A 16,625-nucleotide genomic window follows, 5' to 3' on the forward strand; every position below is an offset into this window, starting at 1 on the left:
ACCCACCCGGCGGCTCCGCCCGGATCTCCCACGGCCCGCCTGGCCCAGGCGCACGATCCCAGCCGCGCCCGTCCGCGGCTGCCGCCCCCATGACCCGCGTGGCATCCGTGACATCCGTGACATCCGTGACCACCGCAGCCACCGCGGCCACCGCGACGACCACGGCCACCCGGTCACCTGACGTCCCGGGGCGCGTGCGCGACGGCGCTCGGAAGCCCGCAACCCGGAGCGAGCGGATCTTCGTCGCCCGGCGCGATCTGCTCTGACACAGACACCACTCCATGTCACGAAAATGGGCCCGATCACAAAGATCGCGACTGTGAGTAACGACAAAGTCGACTCACGCACCGCTTACGTAGCTGTAAGTAGTCGTTACTTTGCTTAGCGTAGTAGTTGGTCGAGCAAGCCTGCCTCTGGGATCACCCGTCGGCCAGTCCCCCCGAACACGCCAGGGAGCTCCCATGCGCATCGCACTCACGCCCGCCTGCCAGACCGGCGCCGGGCCAGGCCGGACTGTCCGGCCCCACCTGCGCCGGACAGCCTGCCACCGATGGGGCGGCACACGCGGGGCCGTCGTCGTAGCGGCAGTGGCGTTCATCACCGCCACCACCATCACAGCCACGACCGCGGGCAGCCTTCGGGCGAGCCAGCCTGCAGCGGCGTCCAGCATTCATGATCAGACTGTTCGTGACGTACAGGCTATTCGTAACGTGGCCGCCACATTCGACGTGCCTGTCCTGGCGGCGGGGACCACGGCCGCCGCCCCCAGGACGGCGGACACAGCCGTGGCCGTATCCGGTGCGGCCGTACCCATCGCGGACCAGTCCGCGCAGACAATCCCGGCTGAGTGGCCGCGAGGTATCGACATCTCGTCATGGCAACATCCCGCTGGCGCACAGATCGACTGGAACGCGGTCCGCTCGGCCGGCGTCACCTTCGCCATCGTCAAGGCGACCGAGGGCATGACCTACACCAATCCGTATTTCGCCCTCGACCGCCTGCGTGCCCTCCAGACGGGCCTGGTCGTCGGCGCGTACCACTACGCCCGGCCCGTCCTGCCGATCACGACCGCGGTCGAACAGGCCGACCGCTTCCTCGCCACCACCGGCCTCACCCGGTCCAACGGTCATCTGGCCCCCATCCTCGATCTCGAGGCCGACGGAAGCCTGTCGGCCGACCAGCTCACCGCCTGGACCCGCGCCTTCCTGGAGGAGATCGAGACGAGAACCGGACGCACTCCCATCCTGTACACCTACCGGTCGTTCTGGACCGACACGATGAAGAACACCACGTCATTCTCCCGCTACCCACTGTGGTTCGCCATTTACAACGGGAGCTCGTCACCGGGTTCCCTGCCCGGCGGCTGGCAGAAGTGGACGATGTGGCAGTTCACCTCCTCCGGGAGCGTTCCCGGCATCGCCGGGAACGTCGACATGAACGCCGTTTGCTGTGGCGTCGACGCGCTGGCCGCCAGTGCCGACGGACGGGTCAGCGAGATCGACCGGCGGTACGGCTCCGACCCCCGCGTGCGCTCGGCGCTGGGGACCGCCATCCGCGACGAGGAACCCGCCGGTGGCGGCGGACGGTGGCGGCAGTTCGAGCAGGGGCTGCTCTTCTGGTCGGTGGCGACCGGCGTCCACGAGGCGCACGGTGGGATCGGCGCGAAATATCTGAACCTGGGCAGCAGCAACAGCTTCCTGGGACGGCCGACCAGCGACGAGGTGGACGCGGAGACGACAGGCAGCAGGCAGTCGGTGTTCCAGGGCGGCCGGATCTACTGGAGCGCCGCCACGGACGCCCACGAGGTCCACGGAGCGATCCTCAACCACTACCTGTCACTCGGTGGCGCCGGTTCGGACCTCGGGCTGCCGATCAGCGACGAGTACCCGGTCGAAGGAGGACGCCAGAGCGCCTTCCAGTACGGCTGGCTGCGTTGGGACGCGGACTCTGGCACGGTCGCCGTCACCCGCCCGTAGGCCGTGCCTGGCCAGACCACGCCACACGGATTTTCGATCACCCGGACATGACTGCGCGCGACGGGTCTCCAGACCGGAATGTCGGGCAACCAGGCATGTCCGGGGCATGCGCAGGCATGCGCAGGGCGCCCGGAGGGCACACGGAGGGCATGGCCATGTGGGCCAGCCGGCCGCCGGTGACGCTGTCATGCTCTTTCCGCGCCGCCGGAGACCTCGCGTCCCCGGGGCCGTCAAACCGACCCGAAAGTGACACCGAAGGTGACGCGGCCATGGCCCTTCCGCGCCGCCAGCGGCAAACGGGCCCCGGGTCGCCAGGCGTCCCGCCACGCTCCAGGGAGGATTCCATGCAACCGGCACGGTCAGCGGTACGCACCACCGGATGGCTGGCATTTGCCGCGGTCATCATCTTCATCGCAGGATTCCACAACATCATCTATGGAGTTGCCGCTCTCGACAGATATACCTATCTCGTCAGTGGCAGCGGTATGATCATCTACCAGGATCTGAACTTCTGGGGCTGGCTGCTGATAGCCATGGGCATCGTCGAGGTCGTCGTCGCGGTGGGCCTGCTGACGGGTCAGCGGTGGGCCCGCTGGGCGGCAATCGCGATCTGCACGGTCAACGTGATCGCGCACCTTGCCTTCCTCGCGGTCTTCCCGGTGTGGGCAGTCGTCCTCATCGCGCTCGACGTACTCGTGATCTATGCGGTGACCAGGCCTGACACACAGCCGCGCGGGTCCTACGAGCCCTACCCCGAAGCCGACCGAGTGGAGGCCCGCACAGGCCGCGGGGAATACGGCGCAGGCCGCCGGGAGTACACCGAACCGTCCCGCTCCACCACGCGAGGCAGCCGGTCCGGTCCTGATACACCCACCCACTGAACACCCGGCAGCGAACAGCGGGAACCCGCTCGACGCCGGCGTTCCAGCCCTCCCGCGGGCCGTGGAACGTCGGCGTCGAGCGTGTGCGCCCAGGCCCGGAAAAGCCGTTCGCTCCGCGGCCGTGTGTCCCACCGGCCGCCGCTGAACCCGGAATCCACGTCGGCCGGGAACGCGTACCGTCCGAAAATTTCCGGAAAAAGAAACAAAAAAATAAAGAGATTCAGAAAGAAACGAGCCCGAATGGGATGACGCCAGAAGGACGAGCCGGCAGGAGGCACGCCGCGTGGGCCGGGCCCTCATGTCCGGCTCGCGGCGACGGCAGCCCGCGGCCGACAGCGGTCAGGAACGGCGGCCGCCCGCGACCGCGGCAACCAGCAGCGGGGGTCAGGAACGGTGGCGGCGCGATATACGCGACACGAACGCCGGCAGATGGGCGGCTGCGAACGCGTCGGCGTCCCACGTCTGGTCCAGGGCGGCCGTGACGTCACGCCAGACATAGACCGATACCGACCGACCGTCGACGAGTACGACACGCCGCGCCTCGTACTCGTCGCCCTCGAACGCGTCGAGGACGGCCCGCTCCCGCGGGCTGAGGCCGGACAGTACGCGGCCGGCCACCAACGCCGTCGGCACGGCGGCCGGCACCAGACCCGGGTAAGCCCGACCGGGCAGCGCCGCCGCCCGCCACCCGGTGACCGCTGCCGGCCGCGAGCGCGGCAGCCGGCCGAGCAGGGCCCGGGCAACCTCCGGAAAGCACAGGGTGCCGTAGACGAACAGCAACGACATGACGACTCAGGATCCCACGGCAGACCGCCAGGGGCCCAGGCTTTCCCAGAGCCCTGCCGGAGAGCGGGCAGCCGCGAGACGCAGGACCTGAGGACGACCGCGAGGACGGGCTCGGGCGGCCCCGCGCCCAACTCAGGCGACCGCGTCCAGTTCGGCGCGGGTGAGGACCGGGCGCAGGGTGAGGCCGAGCGCGGCGAGACCGTCCCGGCCACCCTCCTGACGGTCGATCACGCACAGGACGTCCTCGACGAGAGCGCCCTGCTCCCGCAGCACCCGGGCGGCCTCCACGACGGCGCCACCGCTGGTCACCACGTCCTCCACCAGGACGACCCGCAGGCCCGCGACGTCACCGCCCTCGGCAGTGCGGCAGGTGCCGTACTCCTTGGCCTTCTTGCGGACGAACCGGGCCGGCAGCCCTGTGCGCTGGGACAGCAACGTGACCAGCGGAATCCCACCGAGCTCGAGGCCGGCCAGCACGTCGGTGGCCGCGGGCAGCAGCGGACGCATCGCGTCGACGACGTCGGCGAGCAGCACCGGGTCGGCCTCGAACAGGTACTTGTCGAAGTACTCCCCGCTGGTCCGGCCGGAGCGCAGCCGGAACTGCCCGGTCAGATGGGACGCGGCCCGGACACGGGCGGCAAGCGTGCCGGTATCACCCATGCCTGCGGACTCTATCCATCCCGGCGCCGGTAGCAGGGACGGAAACTCGGCGCTCCGCGCCGGAAGAACGCCTGCCCCGGGACGACGGCCACGCCGGGACAGCGACCATGCCGGGACAGCGCAAAAATATCGCAATACGGATTGAATCGACTACCGAACGCCCACCTGGAGGTCAACCGTGCGCCCGTCAGGGTCCCGTAGAAGATGGCGGCCGGCCGGCAGCGGGAGATCGACCGTATCCGCATCCACCGTGAGGCCCAGCCGCAGCCGGCCGGTCGGCAGCCCCGACCGAGCGGGGTACAGCTCCAGCACGGTGCCGTCCGCGAGGGTCGCGGCCAGATGCTCGGGCCCCGAGCCGTGGCGTTCCCGGACCAGACACAGCCCAAGCCCACGGTAGAACTCCTCGCAGGCAGCCAGGTCAGCGGTATAGATCACCAGAAGGCTGATCGCAAACGTCGCCATCGCCGCATTTTCGGCCCGAGCGACGCCGCACGCCGACGCCGACGGCATCGCGGCCCGCGAGCGGATCGAAGCGGCGCGCCGCCTGGAAGAGGAATGTTGATCGTGTACACGTACCATGCCCGAGCTACCGGCCCATGCCCGAGCTACCGGCAACAGCCATGATCAGTCGGGATCGGCCGCGGACAATCGGCCGCGGACACGGGAAAGGCCCCGGAGACCTCTCCAGGGCCTGGAGTACAGCACGTTCTGGGTACCGCTGGGGATGTTGGTGGCAGGTGTTGGGTTCGAACCAACGTAGGCTGAGCCGGCGGTTTTACAGACCGCTCCCTTTGGCCACTCGGGCAACCTGCCGTTGGTGGACAGCATACGGGATGCGGCAGGCGGTTCGACGCCCCCCTCCGGCCGCGGACGCCGCCCCCGGTCGTCCGACGCCCCGGACGCGCCGAGCCCGTCACGAGGCCAGCGCCGGGCCTGCGCGACGAAGCCGCGACAAAGCATGAGCAGGCCGGCTCTGACTCCCGCCGACCGCGGCCGTCCCGCCATGCTGGAGTCTGGGCAGACTCGTGTCGGATGCCTCGTGCCCGTGCCTCGTGCCCGTGCCTCGTGCCCGCGCGGCACCCGGGCACGAGGATCCGTGCCGGCAACCGACACGGCCGGGCAAGCAGGCGGCCTGGCAGAGCAGGCAATCTGGCAGAGCAGGCAATCTGGCAGAGCAGGCAACGGCAGACAGTGCCAGACAGTGGCAGACAACCGCAGACACCGAGGAGGCGCTTCGTCGTGGCGGACCCGTCGTTCGACATCGTGAGCAAGGTCGACCGTCAGGAGATCGACAACGCGATCAACCAGACCGCCAAGGAGGTGCGGACCCGTTTCGACTTCCGCGACACGGCCGCGTCGGCGGCATGGTCGGGGGAGTCCATCCTGCTCACCGCGACCACCGAGGAACGGGTCAAGGCGGTGCTGGACGTCCTGCAGGAGAAGTGGGTGAAGCGCGGCATCTCGCTCAAGGCCCTGGAGCACGGCGAGCCCACGCAGTCCGGCAAGGAGCACAGGCTGGTCGTGACCGTCCAGCAGGGCATCGCCGACGACAAGGCCAAGGCGATCTCCAAGAAGATCCGGACCGACGGCCCGAAGGGGGTACAGGCCCAGATCCAGGGTGACCAGCTCCGCGTCACCGGCAAGAAGCGGGATGACCTTCAGCGGGTTATCCAGTTGCTCAAGGAGACCGACTTCGAGGTGCCGCTCCAGTTCGTCAACTACCGCTAGCCTGCTGAAACACCGGCCGGATGATCGATAGCTGAGCATATTTCGCAAATAAGGATGCACCCCGCCCGATGGGGGGTTTCGGGCGGGGTGCCGCACGGCGAGGCCTGGGGGTTTGCCTCGCCGCGAGTCCGCGGTTGCGCGCCTACAGGGTCTGGACCCTGAGGTTCCTGACCGGTAGCCCAGAGAGGTTCCGGACCCGTGGCTCAGGCCTTTTCAGAATACGACCTCTCCTCGCGCGGATTCAACGGTAAGGGTCGATCCGGGCCATCTCCTCAAGCCGCTCGATCCGGCGCTCCATCGGCGGGTGCGTGCTGAACATCTGGCCGAGGCCACCACCCCGGAACGGGTTGGCAATCATGAGCGAGGACACCGGCGCCAGCTCCGAGCTCTGCGGCAGCGGCCGGGCGGCCGCTGCGACCTGCAGTTTGCGCAGCGCGAGCGCGAGGCCCAGCGGATCACCGGTCAACGTTGCGCCGGAGGCATCGGCCTGATATTCCCGAGCCCGGCCGATCGCGAGCTGGATGACCGCCGCCGCGATCGGCCCCAGCACGATGAACAGCATGATCTCCAGGATGCCCGGACCGTCCTCGTCGTCCCCACGACCCAGCCCGAAGAGGGCCGCGAACTGCGCGAAATGCGCCAGGTAGACGATGACGCTCGCGAGCGCCCCGGCGACGGAGGCGATGAGGATGTCCCGGTTGTGGACGTGGCTGAGCTCGTGGCCCAGGACCCCGCGCAGCTCGCGGTCGTCCATGATTTCCAGGATTCCCGTGGTGCAGCAGACCGCTGCGTTGCGCGGGTTACGGCCGGTCGCGAATGCGTTGGGCGCCGCGGTCGGGCTGATGTAGAGCCGCGGCATGGGCATCCGCGCCCTGGTCGCGAGCTCGTGGACGATCGCGTACAGGCGTGGCTGCTGGATCTGGCTGACGGGATGGGCCCGCATCGCGCGCAGGGCCAGCTTGTCCGAAAAGAAGTACGAGACGCCGTTGACGCCGAGGGCGAAAATGAGAGCGATCAGCAGGCCACGGTTCCCGAACAGGGAACCGACAAGCAGAATCACCGCGGACAGTACGCCCAGCAGGACGGCGGTCTTCAGCCCGTTGAAGTGGCGGTGGGACATGGCGTCGGTGTCCTGTCGTCTCGAGGGTTGCGTCCATAGCAACGCCCGGATCGACCAGGAGCGTTCCCACCACACGTGGTCACCAATCGCAACATCGCTCTCACTGGGAGAACAATCAAGCACCAACGATTCACTGGTTGCCCAACTGGCGACCCGAATCCATATCCTGTGTGACCGGGCCCGGTGTGCCTGGGCCCGGTGCGGCGAGGCCCTGTCCGCCGGCCGCGCGGAGGACGTCGCGGATGCCGCTGGCCGGTTCACCACCGGCCAGCCCCGCCCGCTCGAGCTGGTCCACGGTGAGGGCGGCCAGGGCCGCGTACACCGATGCCACCGCCTGGTCATGCGCCGCGAGGGCGTCCAGGTGCGCCCGCACCGTCCCGGCGTCCCCACGCCGGACCGGGCCGGTCAGCGCCGCCGGGCCACGCTCGACGGCGCCGCGCAGCGACTGCTCCAGCAGCGGCGCGACAGCGCCCGCCGGTTGGTCGACGCCGAGGGCCGCCAGTAGCTCCAGCATGGCCGTGACCAGCGTCGCCAGGTAGTTGGCGCCCAGGACGATGGCGGCGTGGTAGGCCGTGCGGGCCCGCTCGGGCACCGGGACGACCCGGCCGCCGACAGCGGTCACCAGCGCGTTCGCGACCGACTGGGCACCCGGGTCCGCGGTCACCCCGAACCCGGCGCCCACCAGCCGGCCCGCGTCGTCGTCGGTGCCACTCAAAGTCATGATCGGGTGCACCGCCGCGCGGAACGCCCCGTGGGCGAGCACGGGGTGCAGGATGTCCGTGCCGTGCCGTCCGCTGGCGTGCGCGACGACCTGCCCGGCCCGCAGGACACCGGCGGCGGCGACGCTTCTGGCGACATCTTCGATGGCGTCGTCAGAAACTGTGAGAATAACCACATCTGACGCTTCGACCACCGATGCCGGCGTCCCGATCGACGCCGTCGGAAAGCGGAGCCGGGCCCGTTCCAGGGCCGCCGCGGAACGCGCGTGCACCGCGACCACCGGCCAGTTGGCGCCCGACAGCGCCGTCCCGAGCGCGCTGCCCGCCCGGCCGAGGCCGACGATCCCGACCCGCGGCCCCGCCGCGGTGGGCACCGGCCGGCCCGCGGGCCGCGCGGCGGTGTCGACGCCGCTGGCGGCATGGCTGCTGGCGGCACCGCTGCTGACAACATCGCCGCTGGCGGCATCCGCCTGCCCGCTCACCTGGCCATGCTCCCACCGGCTACCCCGCCCGGGCGCACCGGGCCAGGGGATTCCCGTCCGCGGCACGGCCGCGCGCCCCGCTGGCCGTGGGTCCTGCGCGTGGGGCCGTAGGCCCCGTAAAAGGAGTGTGTGGGGCCGTAGGCCCCGTAGGGAGTCATAGGGAGTGATGCCGCGGGCGGCGTGGCTGGCACGGCTCCACCAGCCCCGTCGGGCCCGTCCCACCGGACACGGGGCTCGCCCACCCACGCGTTCCCCGCGTCTCCTCACAACAGGTGCGGCACAGGTAGCGGCACAGGTACGAGGCGGTTGCCTGATAACATGGAGAAGACTAGCTGGCACGTCTAATCACACAATTTTTACACAAAATTTGCGGATATCCTGACAAAATTCAAATTTTTTGTCATTCGCGCCAGAAGGCCGCAGATTATTTCATCGCAGACATCCCACCAGTTGGCCGACGCGCCGCTCCCATCGGGATGTGTCATATTCATCACACGGACCTGACCCCGTCGGGACGTTGCGCCCCACGCCAATAGTCCGACCGGTACGCTCAAGTGGTACCCGAGGAGGTTACACAACGTGTCAGGCCAGGTCAGGGATCGTCAAATTCATCGACTCGACCGGGTCGTCATCCGCTTCGCGGGCGACTCGGGCGACGGGATGCAGCTCACCGGAGAACAGTTCACCAGTGAGACGGCGGCGTTCGGCAACGACTTGTCCACCCTACCGGACTTCCCGGCCGAAATTCGCGCCCCAGCCGGCACCCCGGCCGGCGTGTCAGGATTTCAGCTTCATTTTTCCGATCACGACATTCTGACGCCCGGGGACGCCCCGAACATGCTGGTGGCGATGAACCCCGCGGCGTTGAAATCGAATCTGAAGGACCTGCCGACCGGCGCCGACCTCGTCGTCAACACCGACGCCTTCACCAGCGCCAACCTGAAGAAGGCCGGATATTCCTCCGACCCGCTCACCGACGGCACCCTCGATGGATACCGGGTGCACCGGGTACCCCTGTCGTCGATGACCATCGACGCGGTGAACGCGTTGGAAAGCAGCACCGGCACCGTCAACAAGAAAGAGGCCGAGCGGGCGAAGAACATGTTCGCGCTCGGTCTGATGAGCTGGCTCTACCAGCGGCCCACCGACGGTGTCGTCGCGTTTCTTGAGAAAAAATTCGCGAAACGCCCCGAGATCGCCGCCGCGAACATCGCGGCGCTGCGTGCCGGCTACAACTACGGTGAGACGACCGAGACCTTCGCCGTCGTCTACGAGGTCGCCCCGGCCCGGATGAAGCCCGGCCGCTACCGCCGCGTCTCCGGGAACCTCGCGCTGTCCTACGGGCTGATCGCCGCCGCCGAGCTCACCGGGCTGCCGCTGTTCCTGGGCTCCTACCCGATCACCCCGGCCTCCGACATCCTGCACGAGCTGAGCAGGCACAAGCGGTTCGGGATACGGACCTTCCAGGCCGAGGACGAGATCGCCGGTGTCGGTGCCGCTCTCGGCGCGTCCTTCGGCGGTTCGCTCGGCGTCACCACGACGTCCGGGCCCGGCCTGGCTCTGAAGACCGAGACCATCGGCCTCGCGGTGACCCTCGAGCTCCCGCTGCTCGTCGTCGACATCCAGCGGGGCGGGCCGTCCACCGGGCTGCCCACCAAGACCGAGCAGGCCGACCTCAGCATGGCCGTGCACGGCCGCAACGGCGAGGCGCCGCTGCCGGTGATCGCCCCGCGCTCCCCGGCGGACTGCTTCGACGCCGCCATCGAGGCCGCCCGGCTGGCGACGAAGTACCGCACACCCGTCATCCTGCTCTCGGACGGCTACCTCGCCAACGGCTCGGAGCCGTGGCTGCTGCCCGACCGGGCCGACCTGCCCGACCTGCGGGTGACGTTCACGACCGGGCCGAACCACACCGGCGACAACGGCCCGGAGTTCTGGCCGTACCTTCGCGACAACGAGACGCTCGCCCGGCCGTGGGCCGTGCCCGGCACCCCCGGGCTGGAGCACCGCATCGGCGGTCTGGAGAAGGCCGACGGCTCCGGTGGGATCTCCTACGACCCGGCGAACCACGACCGCATGGTGCGCCTGCGCCAGGCGAAGATCGACGGTATCGCGCGCGACATCCCCGCCCTCGATGTGGACGACCCCTCCGGTCAGGCCCGGGTACTCGTCCTCGGCTGGGGCTCGACCTACGGGCCGATCGCGGCCGCGTGCCGGCGGGTCCGCGCGAAGGGGCTCCAGGTCGCCCACGCCCACCTGCGCCACCTGTTCCCGTTCCCCGAGAACACCGGCGACGTGGTGCGCGCCTACGACCGGATCCTCGTCCCCGAGATGAACCTCGGCCAGCTCAGGGCCATGATCCGAGCGGAGTTCCTGGTCGACGCCATCGGCTACAACCAGGTCCGTGGGCTTCCGTTCAAGGCCGCCGAACTGGCGGGTGTCCTGGAGGACGTGATCAAGTAGTGACCGTCACGACGAACCAGACCGGTATCACCAACCGGCTGCTCGACCTCATACCCGCCGCCAGCCGGCCGCAGACCCGCAAGGACTACACCTCCGACCAGGAGGTCCGCTGGTGCCCCGGCTGCGGTGACTACGCCATCCTGGCCACCGTCCAGGGTTTCCTGCCGGAACTCGGGATCGCCCGCGAGAACATCGCGTTCATCTCCGGCATCGGTTGCTCCTCGCGCTTCCCGTACTACCTGAAGACCTACGGGATGCACTCCATCCACGGCCGGGCGCCGGCCATCGCGACCGGCCTCGCGGTCTCGCGGCCGGACCTGTCGGTCTGGGTCGTCACCGGTGACGGCGACGCGCTGTCCATCGGTGGCAACCACCTGCTCCACGCGCTGCGCCGCAACGTCAACATCAAGATCCTGATGTTCAACAACCGGATCTACGGACTGACCAAGGGCCAGTACTCCCCCACGTCAGAAGTAGGGAAGATCACGAAGTCGACTCCGTACGGCTCGCTGGACCGGCCCTACAACCCGATCTCGCTGGTGCTCGGTGCCGAGGCGTCCTTCGTGGCCCGGTCGATCGACTCCGAACGCGCGCACCTGACCTCGGTGCTGCGCGCGGCCGCCACCCACCCCGGCTCGGCCTTCGTGGAGATCTTCCAGAACTGCAACATCTTCAACGACGGGGCGTTCGACGCCCTGAAGGACCGCTCGTCCAAGGACGACGCGACCCTGCGGCTGGTCCACGGCGAGCCGCTGGTGTTCGGCGTGGAGCGTGACAAGGGCATCCGCCGTGCTCCGGGCGGCGAGCTGGAGGTGTGCGCCGCGACCGACGACGGCGTGCTGGTCCACGACGCCCACGCGGCCGAGCCGGGCCTGGCGTTCGAGCTGTCCCGGCTGACGGGCGATTCGGCCGGGGTCACGCCGATCGGGGTCTTCCGGGACATCGACCTGCCTACCTACGACGAGCAGCTCAACGGCCAGATCTCCGATGCCCGGGCCCGCCAGGGCGAGGGCGACCTGATACAGCTGCTGGGCAGTGGCGACACCTGGACGGTTTCCTAGCGATCGTTCCTGGGATTGTCTCCGGTGGATCCGCGGTCGCGTCAGACCGGGATCCACCGGGGAGCGGTCCGGCCGGTCGGCTCCTGACGACAGGCGTCGAAGGGCACCCGGCCACAGGTTCTGCGCACACTCGCCGGGCCCGGCGTGTACCGGCCGACCGACAGAACGTAAAATCTTCTTTTTGTGTGCTTTTTTGTGATGCGATTTTTTGCGTACCAGCCAGTCCTGAAAAACCTGGGCCGCCGAAGAATGCGGCTACGATTTTCGCCTCCGAGGTCCCGGCCGAACCGGGCCGGCTCCCCTGAGCCACCTCGGATGTCGGACCGCTTCGGGTTGCCGGTCACCGGCAGGTCGCTCAACGGAGTGAATAACACCTTTGATGGACCGTTGTTCATATGGCGTCGAAATATCCGCGATCGGTCGGCTAGCATTGTGATCTGTTCGGCATCCCGAATCCGCTTTTCTGGATCTTCATAACAGTTGGCGGGTGGTGGGGCTCGGGGGCTACAGCTCGGGGGGCTACAGTAAGCTACCGATCCGGAGGAACAGTGCAGGACAGATCGTCCCGTTGCCGGCAGGCCCGACAGCGTTCTCCTCGCTCTCCTCGTTCTCCCCGGGTATCGCTTCCCGTGGCGGGCCAGGTGAGCCGTGGGTAACCACTCCGCTGCCCGGCACTCACGGAAGCAGGCAGTGGGCGCCCCTCACCGGACCGGTTCCACCCGTACGCCCGCGGCCAGCGGCACGTCGAGCGACACGAAGACCGCTGTCAGCGCGACCGTCACCGACGGCCTTGGCGCAGCCGAACCCGTCAGATCACCACGGATCTTCCGGAAACGCGACACCGGCCTGGGCGCTCGGCCGCAACCGGGCGCACCGGTGTTCCCCACGGTGCTGCCGGCACGCCCGGGAGCGATGTTCATCCCCCGTCAGCAACTGACGGGCTCCGGCGAACCGGACACGCTGAGCGGGCCGTCCCCGTTCGGCGCGGACAGGGCACGGCCGGCCGACAGGCAGGCACGCGGCACACGTCGCGGCGCGCACCGAGATGTCCCCGTCAGGCAGCCCGCCGTCAGACAGCCCGCAGCCGGGCAGCCCAGGCTGAGCCGCAACCGGCTGGTCGCCACCGGTACCGCTTCCCTTGCCGGGATCTCCGCCCTGCTCACCGGTATAGCCCTGGCCGGCGCCCATGACGAACAGGTCGTCGATCTCGGGGCAGCCGCCACAGCACCATCGGTCGGGCTGGGAAGCTCACCGTCGGTCCTGCAGGGGACGGCGGACAGAACTCCTCGCAGTGTGCACAGGCCGGTGGCACGGCCGGTCGCCCCGCCGCCACGGATCGTCACCACCCCTGGCTCTGGCCTACCTGGCGCAGGCTCCACCGGGAACGACTCGCTGTTGGCAGCCGGTGCTCCCAGCTCCGCTGGTGCGGATCTCCCGCAGGCTGTCGCCACCTATCCCGAGTCCCCGTATCCCACGTATTCGTACTATTCCGGCGCCATCCCCGACGGGTCCGGCCTGCTGGCCGGGACGCCCGCGCCAACAACACAGTCCGCCACCGAGCAGCCGGCCTTCCCGAGCGGGGCGGTAACAGGTCCGATCGACGTCGGCGGGAGCAGCGAACCAACTGGCCAGCCGACCACGACCACACTGCGCGGTTTCGAAACAGGTCAGACGCCGCTGGCTGGGACACCCATCCCGACAGCCACCTCGGCGGGCGTCTCCCCCACACCCGCCCCGTCGGCGACCCTGTCCCCGACAGCGCTGCCGGCAACCACCGGGAGCAGCGCCGCGGCCAGCCAGCCGCCGGCATCCTCCGCCGCGGTAACGGGCGCCGCGGCGCCGGCTGCCCAGGCGGCCCCGCAGCCGTCCTCGGCCGGGGAGAACGGGTCACTGCGTGACAAGGCCACCAAACTGATCGAGTTCTACGGTCCTCCGCCATTCTTGCCACTGAGCAGATAAAGCAGATAAATCGGAAACGATCAGATTCCACGGGGTGGGGGCCGCACCGCCCGCGCGGCTCCCACAACGACCATCCGGCACACCCGAGGACCATCCGGGCGCGCCCGCCGCTCACATCCGACGCGTGCGGACCGCCCGGTGCGGTTCGAGCGCGGTTCAGGCGCGATTGTGGACGGGTCAGCCAGTGCGGTCGATCACGTAGTCGGCGAGCGCCTCCAACGCGGTTCTGGCCGGCCCCTTCTCCAACACGGCCAGGCAGTCACGTGCCTGGCCTGCCCAGCGCGCCACCTCACGGCGGGCACGTCCCATGGCCGGATGGCCGCGCAGCAGGTCCAGCGCCTCGGCGAGCGCGCCTTCCACGGCGAAGCCGTCCTTCATCAGGCTGCGCAGCCGGGCCGCGGCGGCGTCGTCATCCTCCAGCGCGTAGAGCACCGGCAGCGTGGGAATCCCCTCCCGCAGATCCGTCCCGGGTGTCTTGCCGGATGCGGCCTGGTCGGAGGCGACATCGATGAGATCGTCGGAAAGCTGAAAGGCCACCCCGAAGTAGTCACCGAAAGCGGCCAGAGCATCCACGGTGATCAGATCGGCCCCGGCGAGCATCGCGCCGAGCCGGCCGGAGGTGGCGATCAGTGACGCGGTCTTCTCCCTGATCACCCGCAGGTAGTGCTCGACTGGATCCTGCCCCGGTAGCGACCCGACGGTTTCCCGGATCTGCCCCTCGCACAGGGTCGCGATCGTACGGGCCAGGATGCGGGTCGCCTCCGGCCCCAGGTCGGCGGTGATGTCCGAGGCCCGGGCGAAGAGGAAGTCGCCGGTGAGGATCGCGATCGTGTTGGTCCAGCGGACGTTCGCCGACGCCGCTCCCCGCCGCAGCGGCGCCTCGTCCATGACGTCGTCGTGATACAGCGTCGACAGGTGGGTGAGCTCGATGGCCACCGCGGCCGGCAGCACACCGATGGCCTCCGGGTCACCGAAGTGGGCCGCGAGCAGCACGACCATCGGCCGGAAACGCTTGCCACCGGCGTCCACCAGATGCCGGGACGTCTCGGTGACGAACGGCACGTCGCTGCGAACGGCGTCGCGCAGCATCCGTTCGACCCCGTAGAGGCCACGACGGACAGCCTGCTCCAGATCAGGGTCAGCCCTGATCCCCACAAGATCCAACCCCGTTGCGCTCATATGTAGGTTCCCTGGGGCCTCAGCGTACGAAGCCGGAAGTGGCCGCGGTGCCGGCGAGATCGAGCAGGGGCTGTGGTGCGACTCCCAGTAGGAGCGTCACGACCGCGCCGATGCCGACGGCCGCGTAGGTGAGTGTCGGACGAGTGACAATTATGGGGCCGTCCGCACCCGGTTCCTGGAAGAACATCAGAACGATCACTCGGACGTAGAAGAACGCGGCGATCGCGCTGGTGACCAGGGCGACGACCACCAACGGTGTCGCGTCACCGGCGATCGCGGCCTCGAAGACGGCGAACTTCCCGGTGAATCCGCTGGTGAGCGGGATGCCGGCCAGGGCGAGGAGCAGGAAGGCGAAGATCCCCGCGAGCACCGGGGAGCGCCGCCCGAGCCCCTGCCACTGGGACAGGTCGCTCGCCTCACCGTCCCCCGTCCGCACCAGGGTGACCAGACCGAACGCGGCGATCGTGGTGAAGCCGTAGGCGACCAGGTAGAACAGGGAGCCGCTCAGCCCGTCGCTGTTGGCCGCGGCAAGCCCGGTGAGCAGGAAGCCGGCGTGGGCGATCGCCGAGTAGGCAAGCATCCGCTTGATGTCACGCTGGGTCAGTGCCAACACCGCACCGACAACCATGGTCAGGATCGCGATGATCCAGACTATCGGCCGCCAGTCCCAGCGCAGCCCACCGAAGGACACGTAGAACAGCCGCAGCAGCGCGCCGAACGCCGCCACTTTCGTGCCCGCGGCCATGAAGGCCGTGATCGGGGTCGGGGCCCCCTGGTAGACGTCCGGTGTCCAGGAGTGGAACGGCACGGCGCCGATCTTGAAGAACAGGCCGATGCCGAGCAGGGCCATCCCCAGGTAGAGGTAGGTGTCGTTCGCGCCGACCGTGCCCGCGGCATCGGCGATCCGGCCGAGGTTGACACTGCCGGCGTAGCCGTAGACGAAGGCCAGGCCGTAGATGAAGAACGCCGAGGAGAAGGCGCCGAGCAGGAAGTACTTCATCGCCGCCTCCTGGGAGAGCAGACGACGGCGGCGGGCCAGGCCGGTGAGCAGGTACAGCGGCAGGGAGAGGATCTCCAGCGCGACAAACATGATCAGAAGCGTGTTGGAGGAGACGAACAGCAGCATCCCGGCCGCCGAGAACGCCATCAGCGGGTACGCCTCGGTCTGCACCTCCGCGGAGGAACGCTGGGCGGTCGCGCCCGGTGACCCCGGTGTGATCGCCGCCGACGCCACGATCGCCCCGCCGGAGGAGTCCAGCCGCCGCTCGGCGACCAGCAACACCGCCAGCAGAGCGAAGAGCAGGATGGCGCCTTCCAGGAAGAGGGTCGGGCCGTCGATGGCCAGCGCCCCGGCCGCGAGCACCTGCCGCCGGGCATGCAGCAGGACGACCGCCACGAACGCGGCCACGAACCCGGCCGCGGCCAGCAACGGCTGGATGACCCGGCGGGCCTTCGCCGGCACGAACGCGTCGACGAGCACACCCGCCAGCGCCACCCCGAAGACGATGAGGATCGGGCTCAGCGCGCTGTACTGGATCGCCGGGACGTCGATCGTCCCCTGCGCGCCCTGGGCCAGCACCTGCGGGCCGGCGATGGCGGATGCTGTGGCAC

Annotated in this window: 13 protein-coding genes and 1 tRNA gene; 6 read left to right on the top strand and 8 right to left on the bottom strand. The window is 69.1% G+C overall.

Features of this window, described 5'->3' with window-relative positions; genetic code table 11:
- Positions 1 to 785 precede the first annotated feature (785 nt).
- Together CM1CMNOD_RS18620 and CM1CMNOD_RS18625 are read left to right on the top strand one after the other, a co-directional pair.
- Positions 786 to 1,976, top strand: a complete 1,191-nt coding sequence (locus tag CM1CMNOD_RS18620) for a GH25 family lysozyme (protein WP_131792743.1) — start codon at positions 786 to 788, stop codon at positions 1,974 to 1,976.
- Between the two features lie 344 nt (positions 1,977 to 2,320).
- Complete coding sequence (locus tag CM1CMNOD_RS18625) at positions 2,321 to 2,857, top strand: DUF7144 family membrane protein (protein ID WP_013875134.1); 537 nt, start codon at positions 2,321 to 2,323, stop codon at positions 2,855 to 2,857.
- A 384-nt stretch (positions 2,858 to 3,241) separates the two neighbouring features.
- Here CM1CMNOD_RS18625 and CM1CMNOD_RS18630 read toward each other — a convergent pair whose 3' ends face one another.
- From CM1CMNOD_RS18630 to CM1CMNOD_RS18645, 4 genes are all read right to left on the bottom strand, one after another.
- Entirely contained in the window at positions 3,242 to 3,643 is a 402-nt protein-coding gene (locus CM1CMNOD_RS18630) for a gamma-glutamylcyclotransferase family protein (protein WP_013875135.1), read from the bottom strand.
- Between the two features lie 132 nt (positions 3,644 to 3,775).
- Positions 3,776 to 4,303, bottom strand: a complete 528-nt coding sequence (pyrE, locus tag CM1CMNOD_RS18635) for an orotate phosphoribosyltransferase (RefSeq protein ID WP_013875136.1) — start codon at positions 4,301 to 4,303, stop codon at positions 3,776 to 3,778.
- 150 nt (positions 4,304 to 4,453) lie between these two features.
- Positions 4,454 to 4,738, bottom strand: a complete 285-nt coding sequence (locus CM1CMNOD_RS18640; RefSeq protein ID WP_237702865.1) for a VOC family protein — start codon at positions 4,736 to 4,738, stop codon at positions 4,454 to 4,456.
- Between the two features lie 293 nt (positions 4,739 to 5,031).
- Positions 5,032 to 5,116 (bottom strand) — tRNA-Tyr (locus tag CM1CMNOD_RS18645).
- Between the two features lie 426 nt (positions 5,117 to 5,542).
- On the opposite strand from CM1CMNOD_RS18645, the gene CM1CMNOD_RS18650 reads away from it, so the two are divergent.
- Entirely contained in the window at positions 5,543 to 6,031 is a 489-nt protein-coding gene (locus tag CM1CMNOD_RS18650) for a YajQ family cyclic di-GMP-binding protein (protein ID WP_013875138.1), read from the top strand.
- A 241-nt stretch (positions 6,032 to 6,272) separates the two neighbouring features.
- Here the strand turns inward: CM1CMNOD_RS18650 and htpX are convergent, their stop codons facing one another.
- Both htpX and CM1CMNOD_RS18660 read right to left on the bottom strand, forming a co-directional pair.
- The gene (gene htpX / locus CM1CMNOD_RS18655) at positions 6,273 to 7,151 is read right to left on the bottom strand and encodes a zinc metalloprotease HtpX (RefSeq protein WP_013875139.1); all 879 of its coding nucleotides are present in this window, start codon (positions 7,149 to 7,151) and stop codon (positions 6,273 to 6,275) included.
- 130 nt (positions 7,152 to 7,281) lie between these two features.
- Positions 7,282 to 8,352 carry a Rossmann-like and DUF2520 domain-containing protein gene (locus CM1CMNOD_RS18660; protein WP_013875140.1) on the bottom strand — a complete coding sequence of 357 codons (1,071 nt, stop codon included), beginning with the start codon at positions 8,350 to 8,352 and terminating at the stop codon, positions 7,282 to 7,284.
- A 579-nt stretch (positions 8,353 to 8,931) separates the two neighbouring features.
- Here CM1CMNOD_RS18660 and CM1CMNOD_RS18665 point away from each other — a divergent pair.
- From CM1CMNOD_RS18665 to CM1CMNOD_RS18675, 3 genes are all read left to right on the top strand, one after another.
- Entirely contained in the window at positions 8,932 to 10,815 is a 1,884-nt protein-coding gene (locus CM1CMNOD_RS18665) for a 2-oxoacid:acceptor oxidoreductase subunit alpha (RefSeq protein ID WP_013875141.1), read from the top strand.
- A complete protein-coding gene (locus CM1CMNOD_RS18670) occupies positions 10,815 to 11,876 on the top strand; it encodes a 2-oxoacid:ferredoxin oxidoreductase subunit beta (RefSeq protein WP_013875142.1) in 1,062 nt (353 codons plus the stop codon). Before CM1CMNOD_RS18665 ends, CM1CMNOD_RS18670 begins: the two co-directional genes overlap by 1 nt.
- 690 nt (positions 11,877 to 12,566) lie before the next feature.
- Positions 12,567 to 13,835 carry a hypothetical protein gene (locus CM1CMNOD_RS18675; protein ID WP_043604060.1) on the top strand — a complete coding sequence of 423 codons (1,269 nt, stop codon included), beginning with the start codon at positions 12,567 to 12,569 and terminating at the stop codon, positions 13,833 to 13,835.
- A 177-nt stretch (positions 13,836 to 14,012) separates the two neighbouring features.
- Here CM1CMNOD_RS18675 and CM1CMNOD_RS18680 read toward each other — a convergent pair whose 3' ends face one another.
- Both CM1CMNOD_RS18680 and nuoN read right to left on the bottom strand, forming a co-directional pair.
- Positions 14,013 to 15,014: a polyprenyl synthetase family protein gene (locus CM1CMNOD_RS18680; protein ID WP_013875144.1), complete on the bottom strand. Its 1,002-nt coding sequence runs from the start codon at positions 15,012 to 15,014 to the stop codon at positions 14,013 to 14,015.
- Positions 15,015 to 15,033: 19 nt separating this feature from the next.
- On the bottom strand, positions 15,034 to 16,608 hold the full coding sequence (gene nuoN / locus CM1CMNOD_RS18685; RefSeq protein WP_047221682.1) for an NADH-quinone oxidoreductase subunit NuoN: 1,575 nt from the start codon (positions 16,606 to 16,608) through the stop codon (positions 15,034 to 15,036).
- Positions 16,609 to 16,625: the final 17 nt, after the last annotated feature.

Origin of the sequence: Protofrankia symbiont of Coriaria myrtifolia (assembly GCF_900634755.1) — a bacterium.
Classification (GTDB): Bacteria; Actinomycetota; Actinomycetes; order Frankiales; family Frankiaceae; genus Protofrankia; species Protofrankia coriariae.

Coding starts and splice junctions, on each gene's coding strand:
- pyrE (WP_013875136.1), bottom strand. CDS start 4,303: ATGGGTGATACCGGCACGCTTGCCGCCCGTGTCCGGGCCGCGTCCCAT.
- CM1CMNOD_RS18625 (WP_013875134.1), top strand. CDS start 2,321: ATGCAACCGGCACGGTCAGCGGTACGCACCACCGGATGGCTGGCATTT.
- htpX (WP_013875139.1), bottom strand. CDS start 7,151: ATGTCCCACCGCCACTTCAACGGGCTGAAGACCGCCGTCCTGCTGGGC.
- CM1CMNOD_RS18630 (WP_013875135.1), bottom strand. CDS start 3,643: ATGTCGTTGCTGTTCGTCTACGGCACCCTGTGCTTTCCGGAGGTTGCC.
- CM1CMNOD_RS18680 (WP_013875144.1), bottom strand. CDS start 15,014: ATGAGCGCAACGGGGTTGGATCTTGTGGGGATCAGGGCTGACCCTGAT.